This window comes from Blastococcus mobilis (assembly GCF_900188025.1).
In the GTDB taxonomy this organism is placed as follows: domain Bacteria; phylum Actinomycetota; class Actinomycetes; order Mycobacteriales; family Geodermatophilaceae; genus Blastococcus_B; species Blastococcus_B mobilis.
In genome coordinates this window covers 36,882-61,211 of the sequence record NZ_FZNO01000007.1, presented here as the reverse complement: position 1 = coordinate 61,211, position 24,330 = coordinate 36,882, and the positions used below count along the sequence as shown (strand labels likewise).

The following is a 24,330-nucleotide window of genomic DNA, read 5'->3' as shown; positions in this document are numbered from 1 at the left end:
TGGCAGGCCGGGCCCGTGCCGTGGGCGCCGCAGCCGTGGGCACCGCAGCAGTGGGGGCCTGGAGCATGGGGGCCTGGAGCATGGGGGCCACCGCACGGCGGCCCCGGGCCGTGGGCGCCGGGACCGTGGGTGCCCGGGCCGTGGGCGCCGCAGCCGGCCCCACCTCTGGTTCGGTGGGCGCCGCCGCCCGGCACCCCGCCGCACGACGAGCCGCGTTCCTTCCTCCAGGCCATGCGGTCGCGGGACTGGGCATGGTGGCGGCCGCTGCTCGGCCTGCTCCTGCTCGGCGTCGTCTACGTCGCCCTCGCGGTGGTCACGGCGGTCGCCGGGGTCGTGGGTCTGCTCGCCTCCGGCACGGACGTGGCTGTCCTGCCCGACCTCTCCTTCGACGAGTTCACCGATCCCTGGATGCTGCTGTTCCTGAACGCCTCCTTGATCGTCGCCATCCCGTGCGTGTGGATGGTGTGGGTCGTGGCGCACGGGATGCGACGCGGGTGGTCCTCCTCCGTGCTGGCGCGGCTGCGGTGGCGGCTCCTGCTCCCGTACACCCTGATCGCCCTGGCCACCCTCGGAGTCGGTATCGGGTTGTCGGTACTGATCACGTTCACCGTGGGGGAGGAGCAGGTCTCCGGGCCGGTCCCGTCCTTCGGCTGGTTGCTGCTGGTGGTGCTGCTCACGACGCCGCTCCAGTCGGCCGCCGAGGAGTTCGTCTTCCGCGGCTACCTCAGCCAGGCGATCGCCGGCTGGATCCGCGCGCCGCGGACCGGTGCGGTGGTCGCGGCGGTGCTCAGCGCCGCGCTCTTCGCGGCGGCACACGGCCCCCAGGACCCGTTGACCTTCCTCGACCGCTTCGCCTTCGGGCTGGCCGCCTCGGCGGTGGTCTGGCTGACCGGTGGCCTGGAGGCCGCCATCGTCCTGCACGCGGTCAACAACGTCGTGGTGTTCGTCCTGGCCGGCGCGCTGGGGGATGGCGTGGCCACCGAGGCGGTCCCCGCCGGCATCGGCCTCGGGTTCGCCGCGCTGAGCCTGGCATCGATGGCCGCCTACGTCGTCGCGGTCGCCCGTTCCCGACAGCGGCTGCGTCCGGAGACCCGGACGTCCGCCGTCGACCTGCGGACGCCCGCCCCCCTGCTGCCCGTCCCAGCTCGCTGACCCGCCGACACCGGGGGCGGTGCCGCCGTCGCCAGAGGCGTCGGGTATCGTCTTCTGCGGCGCCGCGAGGTGCCACCCATGGGGTATGGGGTAATTGGCAGCCCGACGGTTTCTGGTTCCGTTAGTCTAGGTTCGAGTCCTGGTACCCCAGCGAGGAAGCAGTTCTCTCCTCCGCAGCACTGCACGGCCCCGTCGTCTAGCGGCCCAGGACGCCGCCCTCTCACGGCGGTAGCGAGGGTTCGAATCCCTTCGGGGCTACAGCGCACGAGAGCCCCCGACCTGCCCGGGTCGGGGGCTCTCGGCGTTCCTGGGTGCCGCCCCCCTGCCAGAGCGCTCGTGGCGGCATGGCAAACTGTCCGGGTCCGGCCCCGTCGTCTAGCGGCCTAGGACGCCGCCCTCTCACGGCGGTAGCGAGGGTTCGAATCCCTTCGGGGCTACAGCACGCGGGAGCCCCCGACCTGCCCGGTCGGGGGCTCCCGCCGTTCTGGGTGACGGACGCCCGCCGAATGGCCAGTGGTCAGCGACGGGGGCCCGCGTCGATACGCTCCTCACGCACAGTGACGGGCGGTGAAGGGGGTGGCAGCAGTGATCCGTACGAGTCGTCGTCTGGCCGACGGCCGGGAGATCCTCTACTTCGACAGGGAGCCGACCTCGCGCGACGCCGTCGACCTGCGCGACCTGCCGGCCGTCGCCACCCGCTCCCAGCTGCGCTACGACGCCCTGTCGGGGGAGTGGGTCGTCGTCGCCTCCCACCGCCAGACGCGCACCTTCCTGCCGCCGGCCGACGAGTGTCCCCTGGATCCGTCCCGGCCCGGCCGCCCGACCGAGGTGCCCGAGAGCGACTACCAGGTCGTCGTCTTCGAGAACCGGTTCCCCTCCCTGTCCACGGGCGTCGACCGCGACGTCCCGACGGAGGCGCCCGGGAACCCGCTCGCGGAGCTGCGGCCCGGCTTCGGCCGGGCCGAGGTCGTCCTGTTCACCAGCGACCACGACCGCGTCTTCGCCGATCTCGGCGCCGATCGGGCGCGCCTGGTCGTCGACGTGTGGGCCGAGCGGACCGCGGAGCTGTCCGCACTGGACGGCGTGGAGCAGGTCTTCTGCTTCGAGAACCACGGCGAGGAGATCGGGGTCACGCTGTCGCACCCCCACGGGCAGATCTACGCCTACCCCTTCGTGACCCCGCGGGTGGAGAAGGTGCTGGGCTCGGTGCAGCGGCACCGGGCGGCAACCGGGGGAGACCTGTTCGCCGAGGTCGTCGCGGCCGAGGCGGCCGGCCCACGGGTGGTCGTGGCCAACGAGCACTGGACGGCGTTCGTGCCGGCGGCCGCGCGCTGGCCCTACGAGGTGCAGTTCTTCCCGCTGCGCAAGGTCCCCGACCTCCCGGCCCTGGGCGACGCCGAGCGCGACGCGTTCGTCGAGGTCTACCTGGACGTGCTGGCCCGGTTCGCCCGTCGGTTCGACACCCCGATGCCCTACATCGCCTCCTGGAACCAGGCGCCGGTGCGCCACCGGGACGACTGGTGGCTGCACCTGCAGCTGTTCTCGCTGCGCCGGGCGCCGGGGAAGCTCAAGTACCTGGCCGGGTCGGAGTCGGGCATGGGGGCCTTCATCACCGACACCAATCCCGAGGACGTCGCCGAGCAGCTCCGCGCCGTGGTGGTGCAGTGATCTCCGACGAGCAGATGGTCTCCCGCGCCCGGAAGGCCTTCACCGAGTCGTTCGAACATGCTCCCGAGGGGGTCTGGGCCGCGCCCGGCCGGGTCAACGTGATCGGCGAGCACACCGACTACAACGGCGGCTACGTCCTGCCGGTCGCGCTGCCGCACACCACGCGCGCGGCGGTCGCCCGGCGGGACGACGGACTGGTCGCGATCGCTTCCCTGCAGCACCCCGGGAACACCGTGCGGACCGCGATCGAGGACCTGGCCCCGGGGCATCCCGACGGCTGGGCGGGATATCCCGCCGGCGTGGTGCACGAGCTGCGCGACGGGGTGGCGAGCGGCCTGAGCATCCTGGTGGACGGCGACGTCCCCGCGGGCGCGGGCCTGTCGTCGTCGGCCGCGCTGGAGTGCGCCGTCGCCCTCGCCCTGCGGGACCTGCTCGGCCTCGACCTGGCCGCGGCGGACCTCGTCGACGTCGCCCGCCGAGCGGAGAACGACTTCGTCGGTGCCCCCACCGGCATCCTGGACCAGTCGGCCTCCCTGCTCTGCACCGCCGGTCACGCGCTGTTCCTGGACACCCAGGACCGCTCGAGCGAGCAGGTCCCACTCGATCTCGAGGCCGCCGGGCTGGCGCTGCTGGTCATCGACTCGGGGACCACCCACGACCACGCCGACGGCGGCTACGGCGACCGCCGGCGCGAGTGCGAGGAGGCCGCCGCGCGGCTGGGCGTCGGCCTGCTCCGGGAGATCACGGACGTCGCCGACCTCGGTGTCCTGGCCGACGGCACCGCCGAGGGGAACGTGCTCCACCGGCGGGCGCGGCACGTCGTGACGGAGAACGCCCGCGTGCTGGAGGTGGTCGATGCCCTCCGTGGGGACGCCGACCCCCGCGCGATCGGCCGGATCCTGACGGCAGGTCACGTGTCCCTCCGCGACGACTTCGAGATCTCCGTCCCGCTGCTCGACGCGATCGTCGACGCGGCGGTGGGGGCCGGCGCCCACGGGGCGCGCATGGTGGGCGGCGGCTTCGGGGGCAGCGCGCTCGCCCTCGTCGAGGTCGACCGGATCGCCGACGTCGCCCACGCGGTGACCGACCGTTTCGCCCGCGAGAGCCAGCCCGCCCCGAGAACGTTCACCGTCGTCCCGTCCGCTGGAGCGCGCAGGTTGACGTGACAGGCAAGTCAGCCCGAACCCCCGCGACCGAGACGAGAAAGTTCCTGTGGACGACACCCTGAGACTGGACGCATCCCTCCTCGACTACGCATTGGTCGCCGTCTACTTCGCCGTCGTCCTCGGGATCGGGCTCGCCGCCCGCCGCCGGGTGTCCGACAGCCTCGACTTCTTCCTGTCCGGGCGGTCGCTGCCGGCGTGGGTGACCGGGCTGGCGTTCATCTCGGCCAACCTGGGCGCGGTCGAGATCATCGGGATGTCGGCCAACGGCGCGCAGTACGGCATGGCGACGATGCACTACTTCTGGATCGGCGCCGTCCCGGCCATGCTCTTCCTGGGCGTGGTGATGATGCCCTTCTACTACGGGTCGAAGGTCCGCAGCGTCCCGGAGTTCATGCGACGCCGCTTCGGCACCGGCGCCCACCTGGTCAACGCGATCAGCTTCGCCGTGGCCCAGGTCCTGATCGCCGGAATCAACCTGTACCTGCTGGCCACGATCGTCGGGTCACTGCTCGGCTGGCCGCTGTGGGTGTCGCTGATCCTGGCCGCGGCCATCGTGCTCAGCTACATCACCCTCGGCGGGCTGTCGGCGGCCATCTACAACGAGGTCCTGCAGTTCTTCGTCATCGTCGCCGCGCTGCTGCCGCTGACCCTCATCGGGCTGCACAAGGTCGGCGGCGTGGGCGGGCTGATCGACGCCATCCAGGAGACCCCGGGCGGTGAGGAGCAGCTCTCCTCGTGGCCGGCGACCAACCTCTCCGGCTTCGAGAACCCGGTGTGGTCGGTGATCGGGATCGTCTTCGGTCTCGGCTTCGTCCTGTCCTTCGGCTACTGGACGACGAACTTCGTCGAGGTCCAGCGCGCGATGGCGACCAAGTCGATGTCCGCGGCGCGCAGCACGCCCATCATCGGGGCCTTCCCGAAGATGTTCGTGCCGTTCATCGTGGTCGTCCCGGGCATGATCTCGGCCGTCCTGGTCACCGAGATGATCGACTACAAGGCCGATCCGACCGGCGACAGCGGTGTCACGTACAACGACGCGATCCTGCTGCTCATCCGCGACGTCCTGCCCAACGGCCTGCTGGGCATCGCGATCGCCGGCCTGCTGGCGGCCTTCATGGCCGGCATGGCGGCCAACATCTCCTCCTTCAACACCGTCTTCAGCTACGACCTGTGGCAGCAGTACGTGCGGAAGGACCGGCCCGACGGCTACTACCTGAAGGTCGGCCGGTGGGCGACGGTGGGCGCCACGGTCGCCGCGATCGGGACGGCGCTGATCGCCGCCGGCTACAGCAACCTGATGGACTACCTGCAGACCCTCTTCGGGTTCTTCAACGCCCCGCTGTTCGCCACGTTCATCCTCGGCATGTTCTGGAAGCGGATGACGCCGACGGCCGGATGGATGGGCCTCGTCTCGGGCACGCTCGCCGCGCTGACCGTGGACCGGCTGGTGGCCGCAGGCGTGTTCGACCTCCCGGGCCAGGGTGGCGCGTTCGTCGCGGCGGCCGCGGCCTTCGTCGTCGACATCGTCGTCAGCGTCCTGGTGACGCAGGTGACCGCGCCGAAGCCCGCGGCCGAGCTCGCGGGGCTGGTCTACTCCGAGACACCCAGGGAGCTGCGCACCGACCCCGAGGCGCACCGGCTGCCCTGGTACCAGTCACCGGTGCCGCTGGCCGGGATCGCGCTGGCCATGGTCATCGCTCTCAACGTCGTCTTCCGCTGAGTCAGGAGCATCCGATGAGCAACCCGCAGCGCTCGGCCGGCGCCTTCGACGTCCGCAACGTCATCGCCGGCCTGATCGGTTTCTACGGTGTCGTCCTCGTGATCGTGGGCCTGGTCGACCGGTCGGAGGAGACCCTCGCCAAGGCCGGTGGCATCAACGCCAACCTCTGGGCCGGGCTCGCCATGGTCGTGGTCGCCGCCGGCTTCGCGCTGTGGTCACGGCTGCGCCCGATCCTCGTCGAGGCACCGAAGGAGACCGGCGCCGATCAGCCCGGCCGGTGACGCGGCGGCCGGCCGGAGTCGTGGCCGGGCTGACGCGGTACCCCGTGAAGTCCCTGGCCGGCGAGGAGCTGGCGGTGGTGGAGGTCGGCCCGCGAGGGCTGGCCGGTGACCGTGGCTGGGCGGTCCACACCGAGGACGGAGGCATCGGCAGCGGCAAGACCACCCGCCGCTTCCGCCGGGTCGACGGGTTGCTGGAGTTGCGGGCGAGGCTCGCGGGCGCCGTACCCGTCGTGGACTTCCCCAGCGGCCCACTCACCGCCGACGACGCGGCCGCGAACCAGACGCTCAGCACCGTGCTGGGCCGGCCGCTGGAGCTGCGCCCCGAGGGCGAGGTCCCACACCACGACCAGTCCCCGGTGCACGTGATCACCAGCGCGGCGCTCCGGAGCCTCGGCCGCGTGCTCGGCCGGATCCTCCGGGCCCTGGCCGACGGGCGCGACCTGACCTTCGGCGTCCAGGCGTCCGTGCTGCGGGGTGGCACCATCCGGCGGGGCGACAGCGCCGTACTGCTCTGAGCGACCCGGGGCATCAGACCAGCACGGTGGCCGGCACCCGCGGGCCGACATCGTTCGCCATGCCCTGCCGAGCGGCGCGACCCGACCACGCCTCGCATCCGCGCTCATGCGGCCAGTGCGGTCGCCGGGTGGACGGGCCGCTAGCGCGCCGCCCGGGAGATGGCGGCGGCCGCGTCGAGGACGGCGCCGATGACCTCGGGGCTGGGCCGGCGGCCCAGCCGCTCGACCGGTCCGGAGATCGAGACGGCACCGAGGACCGCCCCGGAGCCGTCACGCACCGGGGCGGACAGGGAGGCCACGCCCGGCTCCCGCTCGGCGACGCTGTGCGCCCAGCCGCGGCGGCGGACGTCGAGCAGCGTCCGTGCGGTGAAGCTGGCCGCCGGGAGCAGGCGGGTGACCTCCTCGGCGGGAGTGAACGCCAGCAGGGCGTGCGCTGCCGACCCGGCGGTCATCGGCAGCCGTGCGCCGACCGGCACGGTGTCGCGCAGCCCGCTCGTGCGCTCGGCGGCGGCGACGCACACGCGGGTGGCGCCGTCCCGGACGTAGAACTGGGCGCTCTCCCCGCTCGCGTCGCGCAGCGCGATCAGGTGTCGCCCGGCGAGCTCGGCCAGGTCGACGCCGCCACGACCCAGCTCGGCCAGGGCGGGTCCGGGGGCCCACGAGCCCTCCGCGGTGCGCCGGACGAGCCGGTGCCCCTCCAGGGCCACGGCGAGCCGGTGGGCGGTCGCCCGGGGCAGGCCGGTACGGCTGACCAGCTCGGCCAGCGTGGCCGGCTCGTCGGCGACGGCACGAAGAATGGTCACCGCTTTGTCCAAGACGGCGACGGGGTTAGGCTGTCCCACACAGCAATACTCGCATCCCACAGTGTGAGATCGCCACCGCGATCACCGGTCGGGGTGCCCCGGTGAGAGGACGAACCGTGCCGAAGACCCTGGCGGAGAAGGTCTACGAGGCCCACGTGGTGCGCAGCGCCGATGGCGAGCCCGACCTGCTCTACATCGATCTGCACCTGGTCCACGAGGTCACCAGCCCGCAGGCCTTCGACGGTCTCCGCGCCGCGGGCCGCACGGTCCGCCGTCCCGACCTGACGATGGCGACCGAGGACCACAACGTCCCGACCCTCGACATCCTCGCGCCGATCGCCGACCCCGTGAGCCGCGCCCAGATCGAGGCCCTGCGCAAGAATGCCGCCGAGTTCGGCATCCGGCTGGCTCCCATGGGCGACCGCGACCAGGGCATCGTGCACGTGATCGGCCCGCAGCTGGGGCTGACCCAGCCGGGCATGACCATCGTCTGCGGTGACAGCCACACCTCCACCCACGGCGCGTTCGGCGCGCTCGCGTTCGGCATCGGCACCAGCGAGGTGGAGCACGTGCTCGCGACCCAGACGCTGCCGCAGTACCGGCCCAGGCAGATGGCCGTGACGGTGAACGGGCAGCTCCCGCCGGGCGTCTCGGCGAAGGACATCATCCTGGCCGTCATCGCCGAGATCGGCACGAACGGCGCCCAGGGGCACGTCATCGAGTACCGCGGCAGCGCGATCGAGGCGCTGTCGATGGAGGCACGGATGACGATCTGCAACATGTCGATCGAGGCGGGGGCCCGTGCCGGCCTGATCGCCCCCGACGCGACCACCCTCGAGTTCCTGCGGGGCCGCCCGCACGCCCCGCAGGGCGCGGACTGGGACGCCGCCGTCGAGTACTGGTCGACCCTGCGCACCGACGAGGGCGCTGTCTTCGACCGCGAGGTCGTGCTCGACGCGGCCACGCTGACGCCCTACGTCACCTGGGGCACCAACCCGGGCCAGGGGCTGCCGCTCACCGGCAGCGTTCCCGACCCGACCGACTTCGCCGACGAGAGCGAGCGTCGCGCGGCCGAGCAGGCGCTGGCCTACATGGGCCTCGCGCCCGGGACCCCCCTCCGCGAGATCGAGGTCGACACCGTCTTCCTCGGCTCCTGCACCAACGGCCGGATCGAGGACCTGCGCGTCGCCGCCGAGCTGCTGCGCGGCAGGCGGATCGACGCCGACACCCGGATGCTCGTCGTCCCGGGGTCGGTCGGCGTCAAGGCGCAGGCGGAGGCCGAGGGTCTCGACAAGGTCTTCCTGGACGCCGGCGCCGAGTGGCGCGGCGCCGGCTGCTCGATGTGCCTGGGCATGAACCCTGACCAGCTCAAGCCCGGCGAGCGCTCGGCCTCGACCAGCAACCGCAACTTCCAGGGCCGGCAAGGCAAGGGCGGGCGTACCCACCTGGTGTCGCCGTCCGTCGCCGCTGCCACCGCCCTCACCGGCAAGCTGACCGCCCCCGCCGACCTCGAGAACGCCGGAGCCTGATGACCATGGACGCCTTCACCACGCACACCGGCACCGCGGCCCCGCTGCGCCGGTCGGCCGTCGACACCGACCAGATCATCCCGGCCGAGTACCTCAAGCGGATCACCCGCACCGGCTTCGCCGACGGTCTCTTCAAGGCCTGGCGCACCAACGAGCCGGATTTCGTGCTCAACCAGCCGCAGTACGCCGACGCCTCGATCCTCGTCGCCGGACCCGACTTCGGCACCGGGTCGTCCCGCGAGCACGCCAACTGGGCCCTGCTGGACGGCGGCTTCCGCGTCGTCATCAGCTCCCGGTTCGCCGACATCTTCCGCAACAACTCGACCAAGGCGGGACTGCTCACCGTCGTCCTGCCGCAGGAGCAGGTGGAGGCGCTGTGGACCGCGATCGAGACCGATCCGGCGATGCAGGTGACCGTCGACCTGCAGGCGAAGCAGATCACGTATGACGACGTCTCCGTGCCGTTCGAGATCGACGACTACGTCCGCTGGCGCCTGCTGGAGGGCCTGGACGACGTCGGTCTGACCGAACGGAACCTCGACGACGTCGAGGCCTTCGAGGCCGGTCGCCCGGCCTGGCTGCCGACGGCGCTTCCGGTCCGCTGAGCGGCGGCCCTCTGCAGGGTCCCGCCGCGAGCCTGCGAGCGGTGGGGGCAGGTAGAAGGACCCCGTCCTCCCCAGCCTTCGCACGCTCAGGCCGGGACCCGGGACGGGGCCTCTAAAAAAAGTCGCGGTAGTAGTCCGCGCTCAGCGCCCCGGGCCGGCCGCCCAGCACCCAGACGCTGCCCTTGGCCGCGGGCGGGTGCAGCCGCCCGGCGCCCCGCTCCCAGCGCACGCCCAGACTGAGCAGTACCGACGGGATCGCCCCGCCCTGGCTGCAGACGACGGTGATCCCGGGCGTGCTCCGCGGGGCCAGCAGCCGCTCCACGGTCGCCAGACCGGCCTGCGGGTCCTCGCCGAACTCCTCCTCGCCCAGCTCGGGCAGGGGCTGTACCGGGACGCCGAGCCGCTCCGCGAGGGGTGCGACGGTCTGCTCGCATCGGGTCCGCCGTGCCGACAGGACGTCCACGGGGCCGAACACCGGCAGTACCTCTGCCAGGCGGGCCGCCTCACGCTCGCCGCGGCCGTCCAGCGGCCGCGTGTCGTCGGGCCCGTCCCAGTCGCGGCGGTGGCCGGCATGCCCGTGCCGGACGAGAGCCAGCCTCGGCATGCACGGGACGTCGGTCCGCTCCAGGTCGACCAGAACGGCGCGGTCGTGGTCGTGGCTGCACAGCGCCGTAGCCGCGTCGACCGGCAGCCAGCGCAGCTCGTCGGCCTCGTCGTTGGGCACGAACTCCCCACCGGTCCACTGCGCGGTCCAGTAGTCGACCTCCTTCGGCGCGGAGCCGCCGCCGGGGAGGCTGACGTCGTAGCGCGTCCGGACACTGCGCCGACCCAGCACGACGTCGAAGCCGGACTCCTCGAGGACCTCGCGGTGGGCCGTCTGCAGCAGGTGCTCGCCAGGCTCCGGCTTGCCCTTCGGCAGCGACCAGTCGTCGTACTTCGGCCGGTGCACCACCGCTGTCTCCAGCGTGCCGTCGCCCCGGTGCCGCCAGATCACGCACCCGGCGGCCCGGACGACCAGTGGCCGCTCAGCCAGCGTGCTCACCCACCTCGGCGAGGCGCTCGGCCTGGAAGTCGACGTCGCCGGTACGGGTCCAGCTCCCGTCCCCACCGAGCTGCCATGAGCGGACCTCCGGAGCCATCGCCTCGTCGAGGATGCGGGCCAGGTCGCGGCGGGCCGTGTCGTCGCACACCCGCAGCAGCACCTCGACGCGGCGGTCGAGGTTGCGGTGCATCAGGTCGGAGCTGCCGATCCACCACTCGGCGTCGCCGCCGTTGGTGAACGACATGACGCGGGAGTGCTCCAGGAACCGGCCGACGATCGAGCGCACGCGGATCGTCTCGGACAGCCCCGGCACCCCGGGACGCAGCGCGCAGATACCGCGGATCAGCAGCTCCACGGGTACGCCGGCCGCCGACGCCTCGTAGAGCGCGTCGATGATCCGCTCGTCCACCAGCGAGTTGAGCTTGAAGCGGATGCCGCTGGGCCTGCCCTCAGCGGCGTGACGGGCCTCCCGGCGGATCTTCTCGATCAGACCGGCGCGGATGCCGTGCGGGGCCACCATGAGCATCCGGTAGTTGGTCTGCCGGGAGTAGCCGGTGAGGGTGTTGAACAGGTCCGTGAGGTCCGCCCCCACCCGGGGGTCGGCAGTCAGGATGCCGAGGTCCTCGTAGGTCCGTGCCGTCTTGGGGTTGTAGTTGCCGGTTCCGATGTGGCAGTACCGGCGCAGCACCCCGTGCTCGCGGCGGACCACCAGCGCCGTCTTGCAGTGCGTCTTCAGGCCGAGCAGGCCGTAGACCACGTGGCAACCGGCGCGCTCCAGCGACCGGGCCCAGGTGATGTTGGCCTCCTCGTCGAACCGCGCCTTGATCTCGACGAGGACCACGACCTGCTTGCCTGCCTCGGCGGCGTCGATGAGGGCGTTCACGATCGGGGAGTCACCGGAGGTCCGGTAGAGCGTCTGCTTGATCGCCAGCACCTGGGGATCGGCCGCGGCCTGCTCGATGAACCGCTGGACGCTGGTGGCGAAGGAGTAGTAGGGGTGCTGCACGAGCACGTCACCCTCGCGCAGGGTGGCGAAGACGCTCTTGGGGGTCTCGCCCTCGGACAGCCGCGGATGCGTGACGGGGACGAACGGGTCGTCCTTGAGCTCGGGCCGGTCGAGGTCGTACAGCGCCCACAGCGAGCCGAGGTCGAGCAGCCCGGGGACGTGCAGGACGTCGTGCGGCTGCATCTCCATCTCCGAGAGCAGCACGTCCAGGATCTGGGGGTCCATCGACTCGGTGACCTCCAGCCGCACGGCCGGTCCGAAGCGCCGGCGGGCCAGCTCACGCTCCAGCGCCTGCAGCAGGTCCTCGTCCCGGTCCTCCTCGACCTCGAGGTCGGCGTTCCGCGTCACCCGGAACAGGTGGTGGGACACCACGTCCAGCCCGGGGAAGAGGTGCGGGAGATGGGCGGCGATGAGGTCCTCGAGGGGGAGGAACGTCGCCGTGTCGTCCGTGGGGCCCACCGGGATGAACCGGGGCACGTTGTTGGGAACCTTCACCCGGGCGAAGTGGGAGGCGCCGCTGTCGGGATCGCGCACGCTCACGGCGAGGTTCAGGGACAGGCCACTGATGTAGGGGAACGGGTGCGCCGGGTCCACCGCCAGCGGGGTGAGCACCGGGAACACCTGGTCGCGGAAGTACTCACGGAGCCGCCGGGCCTCGTCGTCCTCGAGCTGCGGCCAGTGGACGATCCGGATCCCGACCTCCTCCAACCGTGGGGCGACGTCCTTGATGAAGACGTCGGCGTGCCGTTGGACCAGGTCCTGCGTCCGTCGGGTGACCCGCTCCAGCTGCTCGCGGATGGTGAGGCCGTCGGGGGAGCGGACGGTGAGCCCGGTGGTCTGCCGGCGCTTGAGGCCTGCGATGCGCACCATGAAGAACTCGTCGAGGTTGCTGGCGAAGATCGCCAGGAACTTGACGCGTTCCAGCAGCGGCAGCTTCTCGTCCTCGGCGAGTTCGAGGACGCGCGCGTTGAAGTCCAGCCAGGACACCTCCCGGTTCAGGAAGCGGTCGGCCGGGAGGGGACGGGTCCGGGACGAGCTCTCGGAGGGCACGGATCCATCGTGCCGCACCCGGGGCGACCATGAGTTGCTCAATCGGCGGACCACAACCGTCCGGCGACTGCTGTCGTGCGTGGTCCTGCGCCGAGGGCCAGCGCGGCACGGAGGTCGTCCTCGGTGTCGACGTCCCGGATCAGCCCGGGCCAGGGCCCGGAGAGCGCCGCCGCGCCACCCCTGAGATGGGCCGCGGCCGAGCCCGCCCCGAACCGCGGCAGCAGTTCGGTGTCCACGGCGGTGAGCAGCGTCGTCCCGGTGCCGTGGGCGTCGGCCACGAACGCGCGGGCGGTACCGGCCGCGGCTCCCAGGGCGGCCGCGAGCTCCTCCGGCCGGAGCGCCGGCAGGTCGGAGGAGAGCGCGGCGACCGCCGTCCCCGGGGCGGTGCGCGCCCCGTGCTCGAGGGCGGGGTTCAGGCCCCGGTCGGGCTCGTCGCCGACGATCCGGGCGCCGAGGGGCCGGACGACGTCGGCCGCGGCCGGTTCGTCGGTCACGACCACCACCGCGCCGACGGCCGGACAGGCGACCGCCGCGGCGACGGTGTCGGCCAGCAGCGCCAGCACCAGCTCGCGGTGGGTCGCCTCGGCGTGCTCGCGGTCGCCGGTGAGCGGCCGCAGCCGGGTCTTCGCGACGGCCAGCCGCTTCGCGGGGACCACCACCGACCAGCTGCGCACGGGCCCATGTCAGCACATCGGGCGGGCGCCTCCGGCGTGGCGGGGGGACCCGGTGCATCCCCGCCACGGGGCCGGGGTCGATCATGGGCGGGATCACGGCGATGAGGGGAGGCGGGCCGATGACGGAGCTGACGTCCTCGGACGGCGCGGGAACCGGTGGTCGGCCGGCCGCGTCCCGCGCGACGAGGTGGCGCACCCGCGGCCGGATGTCCTACGGGACGATCGCGGCCGTCGTCGTCATCCATCCCGTGGCGTCGCTGATGTTCCGGCTGCGCTCTCGGCACGCCCACCGTCTCCCCGCGCGGGGACCGGTCCTCCTGGTGGTCAATCACGTCTCGATCCTGGATCCGCTGGCCTGCGCCCGGCTGGTGTTCGACAACGGCCGGCTTCCGCACTTCCTGGCCAAGGAGTCGGTCTTCAGGGGGCCCGCCGGGACGCTCCTGCGCAGCGCCGGCCAGATCCCCGTGGCGCGGTTCTCGGCCGACGCGCACGTAGCGCTCGACGCCGCCAAGGCCGACCTCGACGCCGGGAACGTCGTCGTCATCTACCCCGAGGGCTCGGTGACCCGCGATCCGGACTGGTGGCCCATGCAGGCACGTACCGGCGTCGCGCGGCTGGCGCTGACCACTGACGCCGTGGTCCTCCCCGTCGCCCAGTGGGGCCCCCAGGAGGTGCACGACTACCACCGCAGGAAGCTGCGACTGCGCTTCCGCGCCCCCGCCCAGTACCTCGTCGGCGAGCCGGTCGACCTCTCCGACCTGCGGGCGGAGGTGCGCGCCGGCCGGCCGCTGACCGTCGAGCTGCTCCGCGGGACGACCGACCTGATCATGGCCCGCGTGCGTGACCAGCTGGCCGAGCTGCGGGGGACTCCCGCGCCGACGGCGTTCCACCCGCGGCCCCGCCGCGAGCTGCCCGGCGACCTCTCGGGGAGCGCTGCATGACCCGGCTTGCGAGATCATCCGGCGACACAGCACGCTGGGGCATGAGGCCGACGAGTGCCGGCGAGGAGGCCCGATGATCCGCGCCGCCGTGCTGGGCGCCGGCTCCTGGGGTACGACGTTCGCCAAGGTCCTGGCCGACGCCGGCTGCGGCGTGACGCTGCACGCCCGCCGGCCGGAGCTGGCCAAGTCGATCACCGAGGACGGCGAGAACCGCGACTACCTGCCCGGGGTCCGGCTGCCGGCGGCGGTCCGGGCCACCGCGGACGCGGGGGAGGCGCTGCTGGACGCCGACGTCGTCGTCCTGGCCGTGCCGTCGCAGTCGCTTCGCGAGAACCTCACCGGCTGGGCGCCTCTGCTCCCCGGCGACGCCACCCTGCTCTCGCTCATGAAGGGCATCGAGCTGGGCACGACCAAACGGATGAGCGAGGTCATCTGCGAGGTGACCGACGCCGGACCCGACCGGGTCGCGGTGCTCTCGGGGCCCAACCTGGCGCGGGAGATCGCCGAGGAGCAGCCGGCGGCGACGGTGATCGCCTGCACCGACACCGCGCGGGCCGAGGCCCTCCAGGCGGCCTGTCACACGCCGTACTTCCGGCCGTACACCAATCCCGACATCATCGGGTGCGAGCTCGGTGGGGCGGTCAAGAACGTCATCGCGCTGGCCTGCGGAATCGCGGAGGGCCTCGGGTTCGGCGACAACACCCGCGCCTCCCTGATCACCCGCGGCTTGGCCGAGACCGCGCGGCTCGGCATGGTCCTGGGTGGCGAGCTCACCACGTTCGCGGGGCTGGCCGGGATGGGCGACCTGGTGGCCACCTGCAGCTCCCCGCTGTCCCGCAACCGGACCTTCGGCGAGAAGCTCGGGCGAGGGATGTCGGTCGAGGAGGTGCAGCAGAGCACGCGCCAGACCGCCGAGGGGGTCAAGAGCAGTCGCTCGGTGCTCGACCTCGCGCGGGCGCACGACGTCGACGTGCCGCTCACCGAGGCCGTCGTCCGGGTGTGCCATGAAGGCGAGGCGCCCGCCCAGATGGTGCGGGAGATCATGACGCGCGAAGCGAAACCGGAGTGAGCGGACCCGGGATGACGAGCGGGACGTCCTGGGGCGACGGGACGCGGTCGGTGCGGGCGGGGGAGGGTGCCCCGGTCGCGGGTGCGCCGCTGCGCCCGTCTCCGGTGTTCGCCGCGCCCTTCCACCTCGCCGACCTGCCGCCGCGGGCCGGCGGCGCCGATGCCTACGCCCGCACCGAGCACCCGACGCTGCGGGACTTCGAGGGCGCTGTCGGCGAGCTGGACGGTGGCCGCTGTCTGTCCTTCGCGACCGGCATGGCGGCCCTCACCGCGGCTGTCCTGGCCTGTGCGGGGTCCGGTGACCGGGTGGTCCTGCCCTCGGACGGCTACTACACGACCCGGCTGCTCGCCGCCCAGGAACTCCGGCGGTTCGGCATCGAGGTGCAGTACGTACCCACCCTCGGCATCGCGGAGTTCGCCGCAGGGGGCGGGCTGGACGGCGTCCGGCTGGTGCTCCTGGAGACCCCCAGCAACCCGCAGCTCGACGTCTGCGACATCGCCGCGGTGGCCCGGGCGGCTAAGGCCTCCGGCGCCCTGCTCGCCGTCGACAACACCACGGCCACGCCCCTCGGGCAGCGCCCGCTGGAGCTCGGCGCCGACATGACCGTCGGGAGTGACACGAAGGCGCTGACCGGGCACAGCGACCTGCTGCTCGGGCACGTCAGCACCGCCGACGACGAGCTGTACAGGCGCCTGCAGGGCTGGCGGAACCACAGCGGAAGCACCCCCGGTCCATTCGAGGCGTGGCTCGGCCACCGCTCGATGAGCACCCTGGACCTGCGGCTGGCCCGCCAGGCGGCGAACGCGGCCGCCGTGGCCGACCTGCTGGCATCGGCTCCGGGCGTCGCGGGGGTCCGGTGGCCGTGGCGGCCGGAGGACCCGTCGTTCGCGCTGGCCGCCCGTCAGATGCTGCGGCCCAACGGCGTGGTCTCCGCCGAGCTGGCCGACGAGGACGCGGTGGCCCGCCTGCTGGCGGGCAGCCGGCTGTGGACCGCGGCGACCAGCTTCGGTGGCGTGCACAGCACGATCGACCGGCGGGCCCAGTGGGGCGCCGACGACGTGGCGCCCGGCTTCGTGCGGTTGTCCTGCGGCATCGAGGACACCGCCGATCTGGTGGCCGATCTCTCCGCCGCGCTACGCGCCCTGGCGTGAGGCGAGCCGGCGGCGGGTCGCGCCGGCAACGGTGAGGTACAGGCTCAGGCCGATGTAGTAGACGACGTAGCCCATGCTCAGCACCACGACGACCGGGTGCGGGTCGGGGTACTGGGCGAGCAGGACGGCGTAGGTGACCAGCCAGAGGGCTGCCAGCGCCAGGTTGAGCCCGCGCAGCAGCCGGGTGCGCGAGGGGTAGACGTACCGGACCGGCACGAACACCAGCACGGTCAGGACGACGAGGGCGATCGCGACCCCGGTCCGGCCGACGTCGAGCACGATCACGTAGAAGGCGACGACGTTCCAGTAGCTCGGGAAGCCGAGGAAGAAGTGGTCGGAGGTCTTCGCGTCGATCCGGCAGAACTGGTAGCACGACGCCAGCAGCGGCAGGGCGGCCAGCACCCAGCCGCCGAGCCCCTCCGGGAGCCGCTCCGTCGTCCAGAGGAGGACGACGGGGGCGAAGACGTAGGTGAGGTAGTCGACGATGTCGTCCATCCGCGCGCCGTCGAACCACGGGATCGTCTGCTTGACCCGGAACCGGCGGGCGAGCATCCCGTCGGTGCCGTCGATGACCAGGGTCGCCAGCCCCAGCCACAGGGCGGTGACGGCGTCGCCCTCGAGCGCCGCCACGACGATCAGCAGGGCGAGCACCGAGCCGCTGGCCGTGTAGAGGTGCACGGCGGCACCGGCCAGCCGCAGGCGGAGCGGGAACCGGTCCGGCGTCGAGGCGGCGTCCGGGACGCGACCCGCCGGGTCGGGGACAGCTCCGGCCGAGGGAGGAGCCGGGTTCTTCCGCACGCGAAGAGGTTGTCACACCGGCTCCACTAGGGTCGCGGTGATGAGCGGGATCTCAGGCGGCGTGACGTCGGCCAAGGTGCGGATCGCGGTCGTGTTCGGCGGCCGTAGCGCCGAGCACGCCATCTCCTGCGTCTCGGCGGGGAGCGTGATCGCCGCGCTGGACCCCGACCGCTACGAGGTCGTGCGGGTCGGTATCACCCGGGACGGCGGCTGGGTGCTGGCCGATCCCGAGCAGCGCCTGGCCATCGACGACGGCGTGCTGCCCGAGGTCACCGACGGCACGGCTGTCTCCCTGGTGGGCGACCCGGCCGGGCGCGGGCTCGCGGTCCTGGACCCCGGCGCCGCGATCGGGCCCGCGCTCACCGGCGTCGACGTCGTCTTCCCGGTGCTGCACGGCGCCTACGGGGAGGACGGGACGATCCAGGGCCTGCTCGAGATGGCCGGGTTGCCCTACGTCGGGTCGGGTGTGTTCGCCAGCGCCGCGTCCATGGACAAGGAGTTCACCAAGAAGCTGCTCGTCGCGGCCGGGCTGCCGCAGGGCGACCACGTGGTGCTCCGCGACGCCACCGGCGCCGTCTGCCCCGACCCGGAGGTGCTCGACGAGGCGGCCCGGGAGCGGCTGGGTCTACCGGTGTTCGTGAAGCCGTCGCGGGCCGGGTCGAGCATCGGCATCACCAAGGTGACCGACTGGGCGCAGTTCCCCGAGGCCGTCGCCACGGCCGCCGCCGTCGACCCGAAGGTCGTCGTCGAGGCATCCCTGCCCGGTCGCGAGATCGAGTGCGGCGTGCTGGCCGGCGTCGGCGGCGGGCGACCCGAGGCATCCCTGCCCGCGGAGATCCGGCTGCGCCCGGGCGTGGACTGGTACGACTTCTCCGCCAAGTACCTCGACGACTCGGTGGACTTCGACGTCCCCGCCGACCTGACCCCGGAGCAGACCGCGGCGGTGCAGGAGGCGTCGGTGAGGGCCTACCAGGCGCTGGACTGCCGCGGCCTGGCCCGGGTGGACTTCTTCCTGGGCACCGGGCGGGACGGGCGCGATCGGCTGGTCGTCAACGAGGTGAACACCATGCCCGGGTTCACTCCCATCTCGATGTTCCCCCGGATGTGGGCGGCCAGCGGGGTGAGCTACCCCGAGCTCGTCGACCGGCTCGTCCGGTCGGCTCTGGACGGCGGCTCCCGGGCCGTTCGGTGACCTCGGGGCGGCGATCCCGGTCCGCCCGGGGAGCCGTCCTGCTCGCGGTCCTGTCCGGCCTCCTGCCGCTGGCCGGCTGCACGCGAGCCGTCGACGGCGTGCCCACGGCGGTTCCCGTGCGGTCGCTGCCCGGGTCGGTCGAGGAGCTGGAGCCGCTGATCGTGACCGAGGTGCCGTCGGGACTGCCCCGCCTCGAGGACGGGCAGCTCCACCCGCCCGCCGGTGCCAAGCGGGCCGAGGACGTCGCCGGCTACGCCGAGAACCCGGCGCGCGAGCGGCAGGTGCTCGAGGACTACGGCTACCGGCACGGCTGGGAGCGGTTCTGGGGTGACGGCTCCGCGCTGACCACCGGGGTCTTCGTCGACCAGTTCCACACCCGGGCCGGGGCGGGGGCCTACGCCGAGGACCTCGCCCACAACGACGCCGAGCACTACGACGGCGTCCTGGAGGAGCGGCCGGTCGACCTGCCCGGCACGTGCCGGCTGCTCACGATCGAGAAGCCCCGGGCGGACTCGCGGATGGCCGGCCCCGCCGCGCTCGTCTGGTGCGCTCACGGGGTCTTCAGCGTCGGGGTGACCGCCGTCGCCGGGTCGGTCGAGGCCGCGGAGGAGGAGGTCCGCGCCGTCCTCGACGAGCAGCTGGACAGGCTGCCCCCCGCCTGACGCGGTCACGGGCCGGGCTGGGGCTCCCGATAGGGCAGGGCCTCGGCGATCTGCGGGGTCAGCGCGGTCACCGGGCCGCTGTCGACGTCCGCCGGGAGGGTGATCTCGACGTACACCGGCCGGTCGACCGTCGTCCAGACCGTCGACTCGGGATCGGAGGTGTCGACGTACCACTGCACGCCGTTGATCTGCATCGCCGAGACACCGGTCACGAAGCCCGCCGGCCGGTCCACCCCGCAGACGAGCACGATCGGCGGATCGCCCCACGCGTAGGCGTAGGGCGAGTCGGAGTCCACCCGCCGGGAGGGCTCACCGGTCAGCTCCAGCGGCAGCGTGCCCATCAGGGCGGGGCAGGAGGCGTCGGCCTCGGGCGTCACGGGAGGCACCTCGACGGGGACGACGGGAAGGTCCTCCCGTTGCGGGGGGGCCGTCCCGTCGATCGTCGCCGGCCCGTGCCCGGAGTGGTCGGCGTCCGACGCGTCGACGGAGCCGCCGAGCACGTTCACCAGCACGACCAGGGCGACCACGACGGGGACCAGGACTGCTGCCGTGACCAACGCCACGCGCCGGAGCGGGTCCTCGGGCGGCGTCCGGGCGGGGATGTTCTGCTCGGTCAGGGCGTTCGACCTCAGAGGTTGACGACCGGGCAGGTGAGCGTCCGGGTGATGCCGTCGACCGACTGCACGCGTGCGACGACCAGGCGGCCGAGCTCGTCGACGGTGTCGGCCTGGGCCCGGACGATGACGTCGTAGGGCCCGGTGACATCCTCGGCCTTGGTCACGCCGTCGATCTCGCTGATCGTCGCTGCCACCTGGGCGGCCTTGCCGACTTCGGTCTGGATGAGGATGTAGGCGTGGACCACGGGAGACCTTTCCTCGGGCGCAACTGCCGGTTCGTCGTCCCCGCCGGGAGTTGGCGGTCAGTTCGGGAACCTACCTCAGCACCGGAAGGTGACGGATGACTCGCCCCCGCCCGCTCGTCCCTCGCGGCGATCCCGCAGACACCGTGAAGGTGGTGGGGGAGTTCGGCGTCATCGGTCGCGTCCTCGCCCAGGCCGGCACCGCACGAGCGGCGCAGGTCGGTCCTGGGGACGACGCCGCCGTGCTCTGGACGTCCGACGGGCGCGTGGTCGCGACCACCGATGTCCTGGTGGAGGGCCGGCACTTCCGCCGTGACTGGTCCTCGGCCGAGGACATCGGCCGCAAGGCGGCCGCCGCCAACCTCGCCGACGTCGCCGCCATGGGCGGGGTGACGACGGCGCTGCTGGTGGGTCTGGCCTGCCCGCCGGACACCCAGACGTCGTGGCTCGAGGGGCTGGCCGCAGGTCTGGCGGAGGAGTGCGCACCGCTGGGTGCCGCCGTCGTCGGTGGAGACCTCGTGGCGGCCGCGGCCGACAGCGCCTCCGTGGTCCTGTCGGTGACCGCGCTGGGCGACCTGGGCGGCCGGACGGCGGTACTGCGGTCGGGCGCCCGTCCCGGTGACGTGGTGGCGCTGGCCGGCCGGCTGGGCTGGTCGGCGTGTGGGCTCGCCGTCCTCCGCCGGGGGTTCAGCAGTCCGGTCGCCGTGGTCTCGGCACACCGCCGTCCCACTCCGCCGTACGCGGCGGGACCCGGCGCGGCCGACGCCGGGGCGACCGCGATGTGCGACGTCAGCGACGGCCTGCTCGCCGATCTGGGCCACATCGCCGCGGACAGTCGCGTCGTGATCGACCTGGACCGGGCCGCACTGGTCCGGGCCTGCCTCGAGCCCGCGGGACCGCTGCAGCAGGTGGGATCGGCCCTCGGCGTCGATCCGTTGTCCTGGGTGCTGACGGGTGGGGAGGACCACGCTCTCGTGGCGACGTTCCCGCCGCGGACGGCTCTGCCGGTGGGCTGGGTCCCGATCGGTGAGGTGCGGAAGGGTGGCAGGACGCCCGGGGTGTCGGTGAACGGGGAACCAGCCGGGGATGTCGTCGCGGCCGTAGGGGCGGAGGGTGCGGGGCATGTGCACTTCGGCTGACCGGACCCGGGCGGCTGAGCGGTCCACCACGGTCCGGCGGATGCTCCGGGACGGGACGGTCGCGACCCTGCGCCCCCTGCCCTACGACGACCCGCTGGCGCAGTACCTGATCGAGCAGGTGCAGCAGGAGTACGTGCGGCGCTACGGCGGTCGGGACGAGGCCGTGGTGGATCCGGCGGAGTTCCTGCCACCTCGCGGGGTGTTCCTGGTCGCCGAGGTCGACGGCGTCCCGGCCGGATGCGGTGCCTGGCGGGTCCGGCCGTCGGGCCCGGCGGAGATCAAGCGGGTGTACGTGGAGCCGGCCTTCCGGCGCCGCGGGATCGCCCAGCTGGTCGTCGCCGCCCTGGAGGAGGGCGCCGCCGCGGCCGGGCACCCGGAGGTCGTGCTCAACACCGGTCAGGAGCAGCCGGAGGCCCTGGCGCTGTACGCCGAGCTCGGCTACCGGCCGGTGCCCGGGTACGGGGTCTACGCGTGCGCGCCCGGCGCCGTCTTTCTGGGTAAGGAGCTGACCGTCTCCCGTGCCGCAACGGGCCGGGACGAGGACGAGGAGTCGTCGTGGGCGTCGTGACGATCTCGGCGGCCTACGGTGCCGCCGGTGCGGAGGTGGCGCCGGCCGTGGCCGAACGGCTCGGACTGCCCTTCCACGACCGGGCGATCCCTGCCCAGGTGGCCGGGCGGCTGGGCGTGCCCGTCGAGGAGGCCGAGGCCAACGACGAGACCGTGGTGCGTGGGCTGTGGCGGTTGGTCGCCTCGCTCGGCACCATGCCCGACCCGGTCGGCGGGGTCCTGCCGACGTCCGCGCTGCCCGACGCCCGGGCCTATCGGCAGCAGACCGAGCGCGTGCTCGCCGAGATCACGTCCGGCGCCGGAGGCGTGGTCCTCGGCCGTGCCGGGGCGATGGTGCTGCGGGATCGGCCGGACGTGCTGCACGTGCGGCTGGACGGGCCACCCGACCGGCGCCTGGCGGCAGCGGTGCAGCGGTCGGACCGCAGCGCGGAGGAGGTGCGGCGGGAGATGGTGGCCACCGACCGGGCGCGGGAAGCCTACGTGCGGCACTTCTACCGCTGCGACCCCGCATCGGCGCAGCACTACCACCTGGTGATCGACGGGACGGCGCTGCCGGTCCAGACGGTGGTGGACCTGGTGGTGACCGCGGCCAGGGCCCGGGGGATCGGGCTGCGCTGACACACACGGCCCCGGATGACGCCGCCCTCCCGGCCCGCGCGGTTCGACGCCCGGCGAACGCCCAGAACGCCGAGGCGAACGCAAAGAACCCCGGGGGCCAGAGCCCCCGGGGTTCTCCCTGCAGTCACGCCTCGATCAGGCGCGCACGACCTTGCCGGCGCGGATGCACGAGGTGCATGCGTTGATCCGGCGACGGTTGCCGGGGGCGATCAGCGCCCGCACGGACTGGATGTTCGGGTTCCAACGGCGCGGCGTGCGGCGGTGCGAGTGCGACACCGACATACCGAAACCGGGCCCCTTGCCACACACATCGCACACGGCAGCCACGGTTGATCACTCCCAGAGAATCGTTCACAGACGGCGGGGCAAGGCAGCACCCGCATCGAAGACCGTCCAGCAGTCTAACCGCTCCGTGCAGATGATGTCGCCGGCCCCCTCCACGGAGGCGCCGACGAGCGCCGCGGTCACGCGCGACCGCCGGTCCTGTCGGCTGTCATGGGTACCCTCCGCCCGTGGTGCAGGCGCTGGACGACGGCGCGGTCGGGCAGTGGTACCGGACCGCGGTCGAGGTCCTGTCCGAGGCCCGGGGGCGGCTGGACGACCTCAACGTCTTCCCCGTGCCCGACGGCGACACCGGCACCAACCTCCTGCTCACCGCGCAGGCCGCCGTGGCCGCGCTGGACGCCGAGGGGCCGCGCACCACCGAGTCCGCCTGGTCGATCCTCGCCCGCGGGGCCGTGCTCGGCGCCCGGGGGAACTCCGGCACGATCCTCGCCCAGCTCCTGCGCGGACTCGCCGACCAGCTCGCCGGCCAGCCGCCGGCGGACGGCCCGGCGTTCGCTGCCGCGCTCCAGAAGGCGGCCGACACGGCCTACGGCGCGGTCGCCGACCCCGAGGAGGGCACCTTCCTCACCGTCGCCCGGGCCGGTGGCGAGGCCGCCAGGGCCGCGGTCGACGCGGGCCGGACCGGGCTCGCCGACGTCGTCCGGGCCGCCGCCGACGGCGCGCGCGTCGCCCTGGAGGCCACCCCGGGTCAGCTGGCCGTCCTCCGGGAGGCCGGTGTCGTCGACGCCGGCGGCGCGGGCCTGTGTCTGGTCCTCGACGCCCTGGTGACGACGGTGACCGGCGTGGAGCCCGCTCGCCCGCCGCTGGCCCGCCGCGACCGCGGGCACGGGCACTCCGGCGAGCACCTGCCGCACCCCCCTCCCGCGGGTCCGGGCAGCGAGGTCCAGTACCTGCTCGCGGACGCCGACGAGGAGTCCGTCGCCCGCCTGCACGAACGCTTGGCCGCGCTCGGCGACAGCCTCGTCGTCGTCGGCGTCGACACCCCCACGGGGCGGGCGTGGAACGTGCACGTGCACGTCGCGGACGTCGGGGCCGCCATCGAGGCCGGCATCGAGGCCGGCCGGCCGTACCGGATCTCGGTCACCCCGCTGGCCCCCGTCCAGCCCGTCGCGCCGGTCCCGGGGACCCGGGCGGTCGTGGCGGTCGTGCCCAGCGACGGGCTGGCCGCCCTCTTTACCGGTGAAGGTGTCCGCGTGGTCACCTGCGGCGCCGACGGCGTGGGGGAGGACGAGGTCCTGGAGGAGATCCTCGCGTCCACCGCACACGAGGTCGTCGTGCTGCCGAACGACGCCGGGCTCGTCCCGATCGCCGCCCGGGCGGCCACCCGCGCGCGGGAGGCCGGTCGGGAGGTCGGTGTCGTCCCGACCCGGTCCCCGGTCCAGGGGCTGGCCGCCATCGCCGTCTCCGACCCGGCCGGCCATTTCGGTGACGACGTGGTCGCGATGGCCGAGGCCGCAGCCGCCACCCGGTGGGCGGAGGTCACCGTGGCCGAGCAGGAAGCCCTCACCACGGCGGGCCGCTGCCAGCCGGGGGATGCCCTGGGCTCGGCGGAGGGCGACGTCGTGGTCATCGGCAGCGACCTCGCCGCCGTGGCCTGCGAGCTCCTCGACCGCCTCCTCTCCGCCGGCGGGGAGATGGCGACCCTCGTGGTCGGCGACGACGATGCGCTCGGTGACACGGTCTGCCGACACCTCGCGACCGTCCACCCCACCATCGAGGTGAGTCGGTACGGCGGCGGTCCGAGCAGCATCCCCCTGCAGGTCGGGGTCGAGTGAGGC

Annotated in this window: 25 protein-coding genes and 3 tRNA genes; 20 read left to right on the top strand and 8 right to left on the bottom strand. The window is 73.3% G+C overall.

Annotation, left to right across the window (positions count from 1 at the left end; genetic code table 11):
* Window positions 1-231: 231 nt before the first annotated feature.
* The 9 genes from CHB94_RS08080 (at window position 232) to CHB94_RS08040 (ending at window position 6,502) form a co-directional block, all read left to right on the top strand.
* Window positions 232-1,152 (top strand): CPBP family intramembrane glutamic endopeptidase, encoded by a 921-nt coding sequence (locus tag CHB94_RS08080; RefSeq protein WP_176445466.1) that lies wholly within the window; start codon window positions 232-234, stop codon window positions 1,150-1,152.
* Window positions 1,153-1,231: 79 nt separating this feature from the next.
* A tRNA-Gln gene (locus CHB94_RS08075) sits at window positions 1,232-1,303 on the top strand.
* A 34-nt stretch (window positions 1,304-1,337) separates the two neighbouring features.
* Window positions 1,338-1,410, top strand: a tRNA-Glu gene (locus CHB94_RS08070).
* A 106-nt stretch (window positions 1,411-1,516) separates the two neighbouring features.
* A tRNA-Glu gene (locus CHB94_RS08065) sits at window positions 1,517-1,589 on the top strand.
* A 148-nt stretch (window positions 1,590-1,737) separates the two neighbouring features.
* Complete coding sequence (galT, locus tag CHB94_RS08060; RefSeq protein ID WP_089336067.1) at window positions 1,738-2,820, top strand: galactose-1-phosphate uridylyltransferase; 1,083 nt, start codon at window positions 1,738-1,740, stop codon at window positions 2,818-2,820.
* Window positions 2,817-3,986, top strand: a complete 1,170-nt coding sequence (gene galK / locus CHB94_RS08055) for a galactokinase (RefSeq protein ID WP_254920491.1) — start codon at window positions 2,817-2,819, stop codon at window positions 3,984-3,986. Before galT ends, galK begins: the two co-directional genes overlap by 4 nt.
* Window positions 3,987-4,032: 46 nt before the next feature.
* Window positions 4,033-5,706, top strand: a complete 1,674-nt coding sequence (locus tag CHB94_RS08050; RefSeq protein ID WP_089336066.1) for a sodium:solute symporter family protein — start codon at window positions 4,033-4,035, stop codon at window positions 5,704-5,706.
* 14 nt (window positions 5,707-5,720) lie between these two features.
* The gene (locus CHB94_RS08045) at window positions 5,721-5,987 is read left to right on the top strand and encodes a hypothetical protein (protein WP_089336065.1); all 267 of its coding nucleotides are present in this window, start codon (window positions 5,721-5,723) and stop codon (window positions 5,985-5,987) included.
* A gap of 20 nt (window positions 5,988-6,007) precedes the next feature.
* Window positions 6,008-6,502 carry an MOSC N-terminal beta barrel domain-containing protein gene (locus CHB94_RS08040; protein WP_089336172.1) on the top strand — a complete coding sequence of 165 codons (495 nt, stop codon included), beginning with the start codon at window positions 6,008-6,010 and terminating at the stop codon, window positions 6,500-6,502.
* Between the two features lie 140 nt (window positions 6,503-6,642).
* Here CHB94_RS08040 and CHB94_RS08035 read toward each other — a convergent pair whose 3' ends face one another.
* Complete coding sequence (locus tag CHB94_RS08035) at window positions 6,643-7,344, bottom strand: IclR family transcriptional regulator (RefSeq protein ID WP_089336064.1); 702 nt, start codon at window positions 7,342-7,344, stop codon at window positions 6,643-6,645.
* Window positions 7,345-7,421: 77 nt separating this feature from the next.
* On the opposite strand from CHB94_RS08035, the gene leuC reads away from it, so the two are divergent.
* Both leuC and leuD read left to right on the top strand, forming a co-directional pair.
* Complete coding sequence (leuC, locus tag CHB94_RS08030) at window positions 7,422-8,834, top strand: 3-isopropylmalate dehydratase large subunit (protein ID WP_089336063.1); 1,413 nt, start codon at window positions 7,422-7,424, stop codon at window positions 8,832-8,834.
* Window positions 8,834-9,439, top strand: a complete 606-nt coding sequence (gene leuD, locus CHB94_RS08025; RefSeq protein WP_254920490.1) for a 3-isopropylmalate dehydratase small subunit — start codon at window positions 8,834-8,836, stop codon at window positions 9,437-9,439. Before leuC ends, leuD begins: the two co-directional genes overlap by 1 nt.
* A 112-nt stretch (window positions 9,440-9,551) precedes the next feature.
* Here leuD and CHB94_RS08020 read toward each other — a convergent pair whose 3' ends face one another.
* Genes CHB94_RS08020 through cofC form a run of 3 tightly spaced genes read right to left on the bottom strand, consistent with a single transcriptional unit; the run spans window position 9,552 to window position 13,211 of the window.
* Window positions 9,552-10,481: an NUDIX hydrolase gene (locus CHB94_RS08020; protein WP_089336062.1), complete on the bottom strand. Its 930-nt coding sequence runs from the start codon at window positions 10,479-10,481 to the stop codon at window positions 9,552-9,554.
* Complete coding sequence (locus tag CHB94_RS08015; RefSeq protein ID WP_176445465.1) at window positions 10,465-12,555, bottom strand: RNA degradosome polyphosphate kinase; 2,091 nt, start codon at window positions 12,553-12,555, stop codon at window positions 10,465-10,467. Before CHB94_RS08015 ends, CHB94_RS08020 begins: the two co-directional genes overlap by 17 nt.
* A 20-nt stretch (window positions 12,556-12,575) precedes the next feature.
* A complete protein-coding gene (gene cofC / locus CHB94_RS08010) occupies window positions 12,576-13,211 on the bottom strand; it encodes a 2-phospho-L-lactate guanylyltransferase (protein ID WP_089336060.1) in 636 nt (211 codons plus the stop codon).
* A 119-nt stretch (window positions 13,212-13,330) separates the two neighbouring features.
* On the opposite strand from cofC, the gene CHB94_RS08005 reads away from it, so the two are divergent.
* From CHB94_RS08005 to CHB94_RS07995, 3 genes are all read left to right on the top strand, one after another.
* Complete coding sequence (locus CHB94_RS08005; RefSeq protein WP_089336059.1) at window positions 13,331-14,152, top strand: lysophospholipid acyltransferase family protein; 822 nt, start codon at window positions 13,331-13,333, stop codon at window positions 14,150-14,152.
* Between the two features lie 73 nt (window positions 14,153-14,225).
* Window positions 14,226-15,221 carry an NAD(P)H-dependent glycerol-3-phosphate dehydrogenase gene (locus CHB94_RS08000; RefSeq protein ID WP_089336058.1) on the top strand — a complete coding sequence of 332 codons (996 nt, stop codon included), beginning with the start codon at window positions 14,226-14,228 and terminating at the stop codon, window positions 15,219-15,221.
* Window positions 15,222-15,232: 11 nt separating this feature from the next.
* Window positions 15,233-16,372 (top strand): cystathionine gamma-lyase, encoded by a 1,140-nt coding sequence (locus CHB94_RS07995; RefSeq protein ID WP_089336057.1) that lies wholly within the window; start codon window positions 15,233-15,235, stop codon window positions 16,370-16,372.
* Here the strand turns inward: CHB94_RS07995 and CHB94_RS07990 are convergent.
* Window positions 16,355-17,170 (bottom strand): CDP-alcohol phosphatidyltransferase family protein, encoded by an 816-nt coding sequence (locus tag CHB94_RS07990; RefSeq protein WP_217899221.1) that lies wholly within the window; start codon window positions 17,168-17,170, stop codon window positions 16,355-16,357. The genes CHB94_RS07995 and CHB94_RS07990 overlap by 18 nt on opposite strands.
* Before the next feature lie 40 nt (window positions 17,171-17,210).
* Here CHB94_RS07990 and CHB94_RS07985 point away from each other — a divergent pair, with 40 nt between their 5' ends.
* Window positions 17,211-18,362: a D-alanine--D-alanine ligase family protein gene (locus tag CHB94_RS07985; protein WP_089336056.1), complete on the top strand. Its 1,152-nt coding sequence runs from the start codon at window positions 17,211-17,213 to the stop codon at window positions 18,360-18,362.
* Window positions 18,359-19,024: a DUF7373 family lipoprotein gene (locus CHB94_RS07980; protein ID WP_089336055.1), complete on the top strand. Its 666-nt coding sequence runs from the start codon at window positions 18,359-18,361 to the stop codon at window positions 19,022-19,024. Before CHB94_RS07985 ends, CHB94_RS07980 begins: the two co-directional genes overlap by 4 nt.
* 5 nt (window positions 19,025-19,029) lie before the next feature.
* On the opposite strand, the gene CHB94_RS07975 is transcribed toward CHB94_RS07980, so the two are convergent.
* Together CHB94_RS07975 and CHB94_RS07970 are read right to left on the bottom strand one after the other, a co-directional pair.
* Entirely contained in the window at window positions 19,030-19,587 is a 558-nt protein-coding gene (locus tag CHB94_RS07975) for a DUF3515 domain-containing protein (protein WP_254920488.1), read from the bottom strand.
* Window positions 19,588-19,652: 65 nt separating this feature from the next.
* A complete protein-coding gene (locus CHB94_RS07970) occupies window positions 19,653-19,886 on the bottom strand; it encodes an Lrp/AsnC family transcriptional regulator (protein WP_089336054.1) in 234 nt (77 codons plus the stop codon).
* Between the two features lie 95 nt (window positions 19,887-19,981).
* On the opposite strand from CHB94_RS07970, the gene CHB94_RS07965 reads away from it, so the two are divergent.
* Genes CHB94_RS07965 through CHB94_RS07955 form a run of 3 tightly spaced genes read left to right on the top strand, consistent with a single transcriptional unit; the run spans window position 19,982 to window position 22,207 of the window.
* Entirely contained in the window at window positions 19,982-21,022 is a 1,041-nt protein-coding gene (locus CHB94_RS07965) for a thiamine-phosphate kinase (protein ID WP_089336053.1), read from the top strand.
* On the top strand, window positions 21,006-21,590 hold the full coding sequence (locus CHB94_RS07960; RefSeq protein ID WP_254920487.1) for a GNAT family N-acetyltransferase: 585 nt from the start codon (window positions 21,006-21,008) through the stop codon (window positions 21,588-21,590). Before CHB94_RS07965 ends, CHB94_RS07960 begins: the two co-directional genes overlap by 17 nt.
* Entirely contained in the window at window positions 21,578-22,207 is a 630-nt protein-coding gene (locus CHB94_RS07955; protein ID WP_089336051.1) for a cytidylate kinase-like family protein, read from the top strand. The genes CHB94_RS07960 and CHB94_RS07955 overlap by 13 nt, the downstream gene beginning before the upstream one ends.
* A 135-nt stretch (window positions 22,208-22,342) precedes the next feature.
* Here CHB94_RS07955 and rpmB read toward each other — a convergent pair whose 3' ends face one another.
* Entirely contained in the window at window positions 22,343-22,525 is a 183-nt protein-coding gene (rpmB, locus tag CHB94_RS07950; RefSeq protein ID WP_425427062.1) for a 50S ribosomal protein L28, read from the bottom strand.
* A gap of 194 nt (window positions 22,526-22,719) precedes the next feature.
* On the opposite strand from rpmB, the gene CHB94_RS07945 reads away from it, so the two are divergent.
* Window positions 22,720-24,327: a DAK2 domain-containing protein gene (locus tag CHB94_RS07945; RefSeq protein ID WP_089336050.1), complete on the top strand. Its 1,608-nt coding sequence runs from the start codon at window positions 22,720-22,722 to the stop codon at window positions 24,325-24,327.
* Window positions 24,328-24,330: the final 3 nt, after the last annotated feature.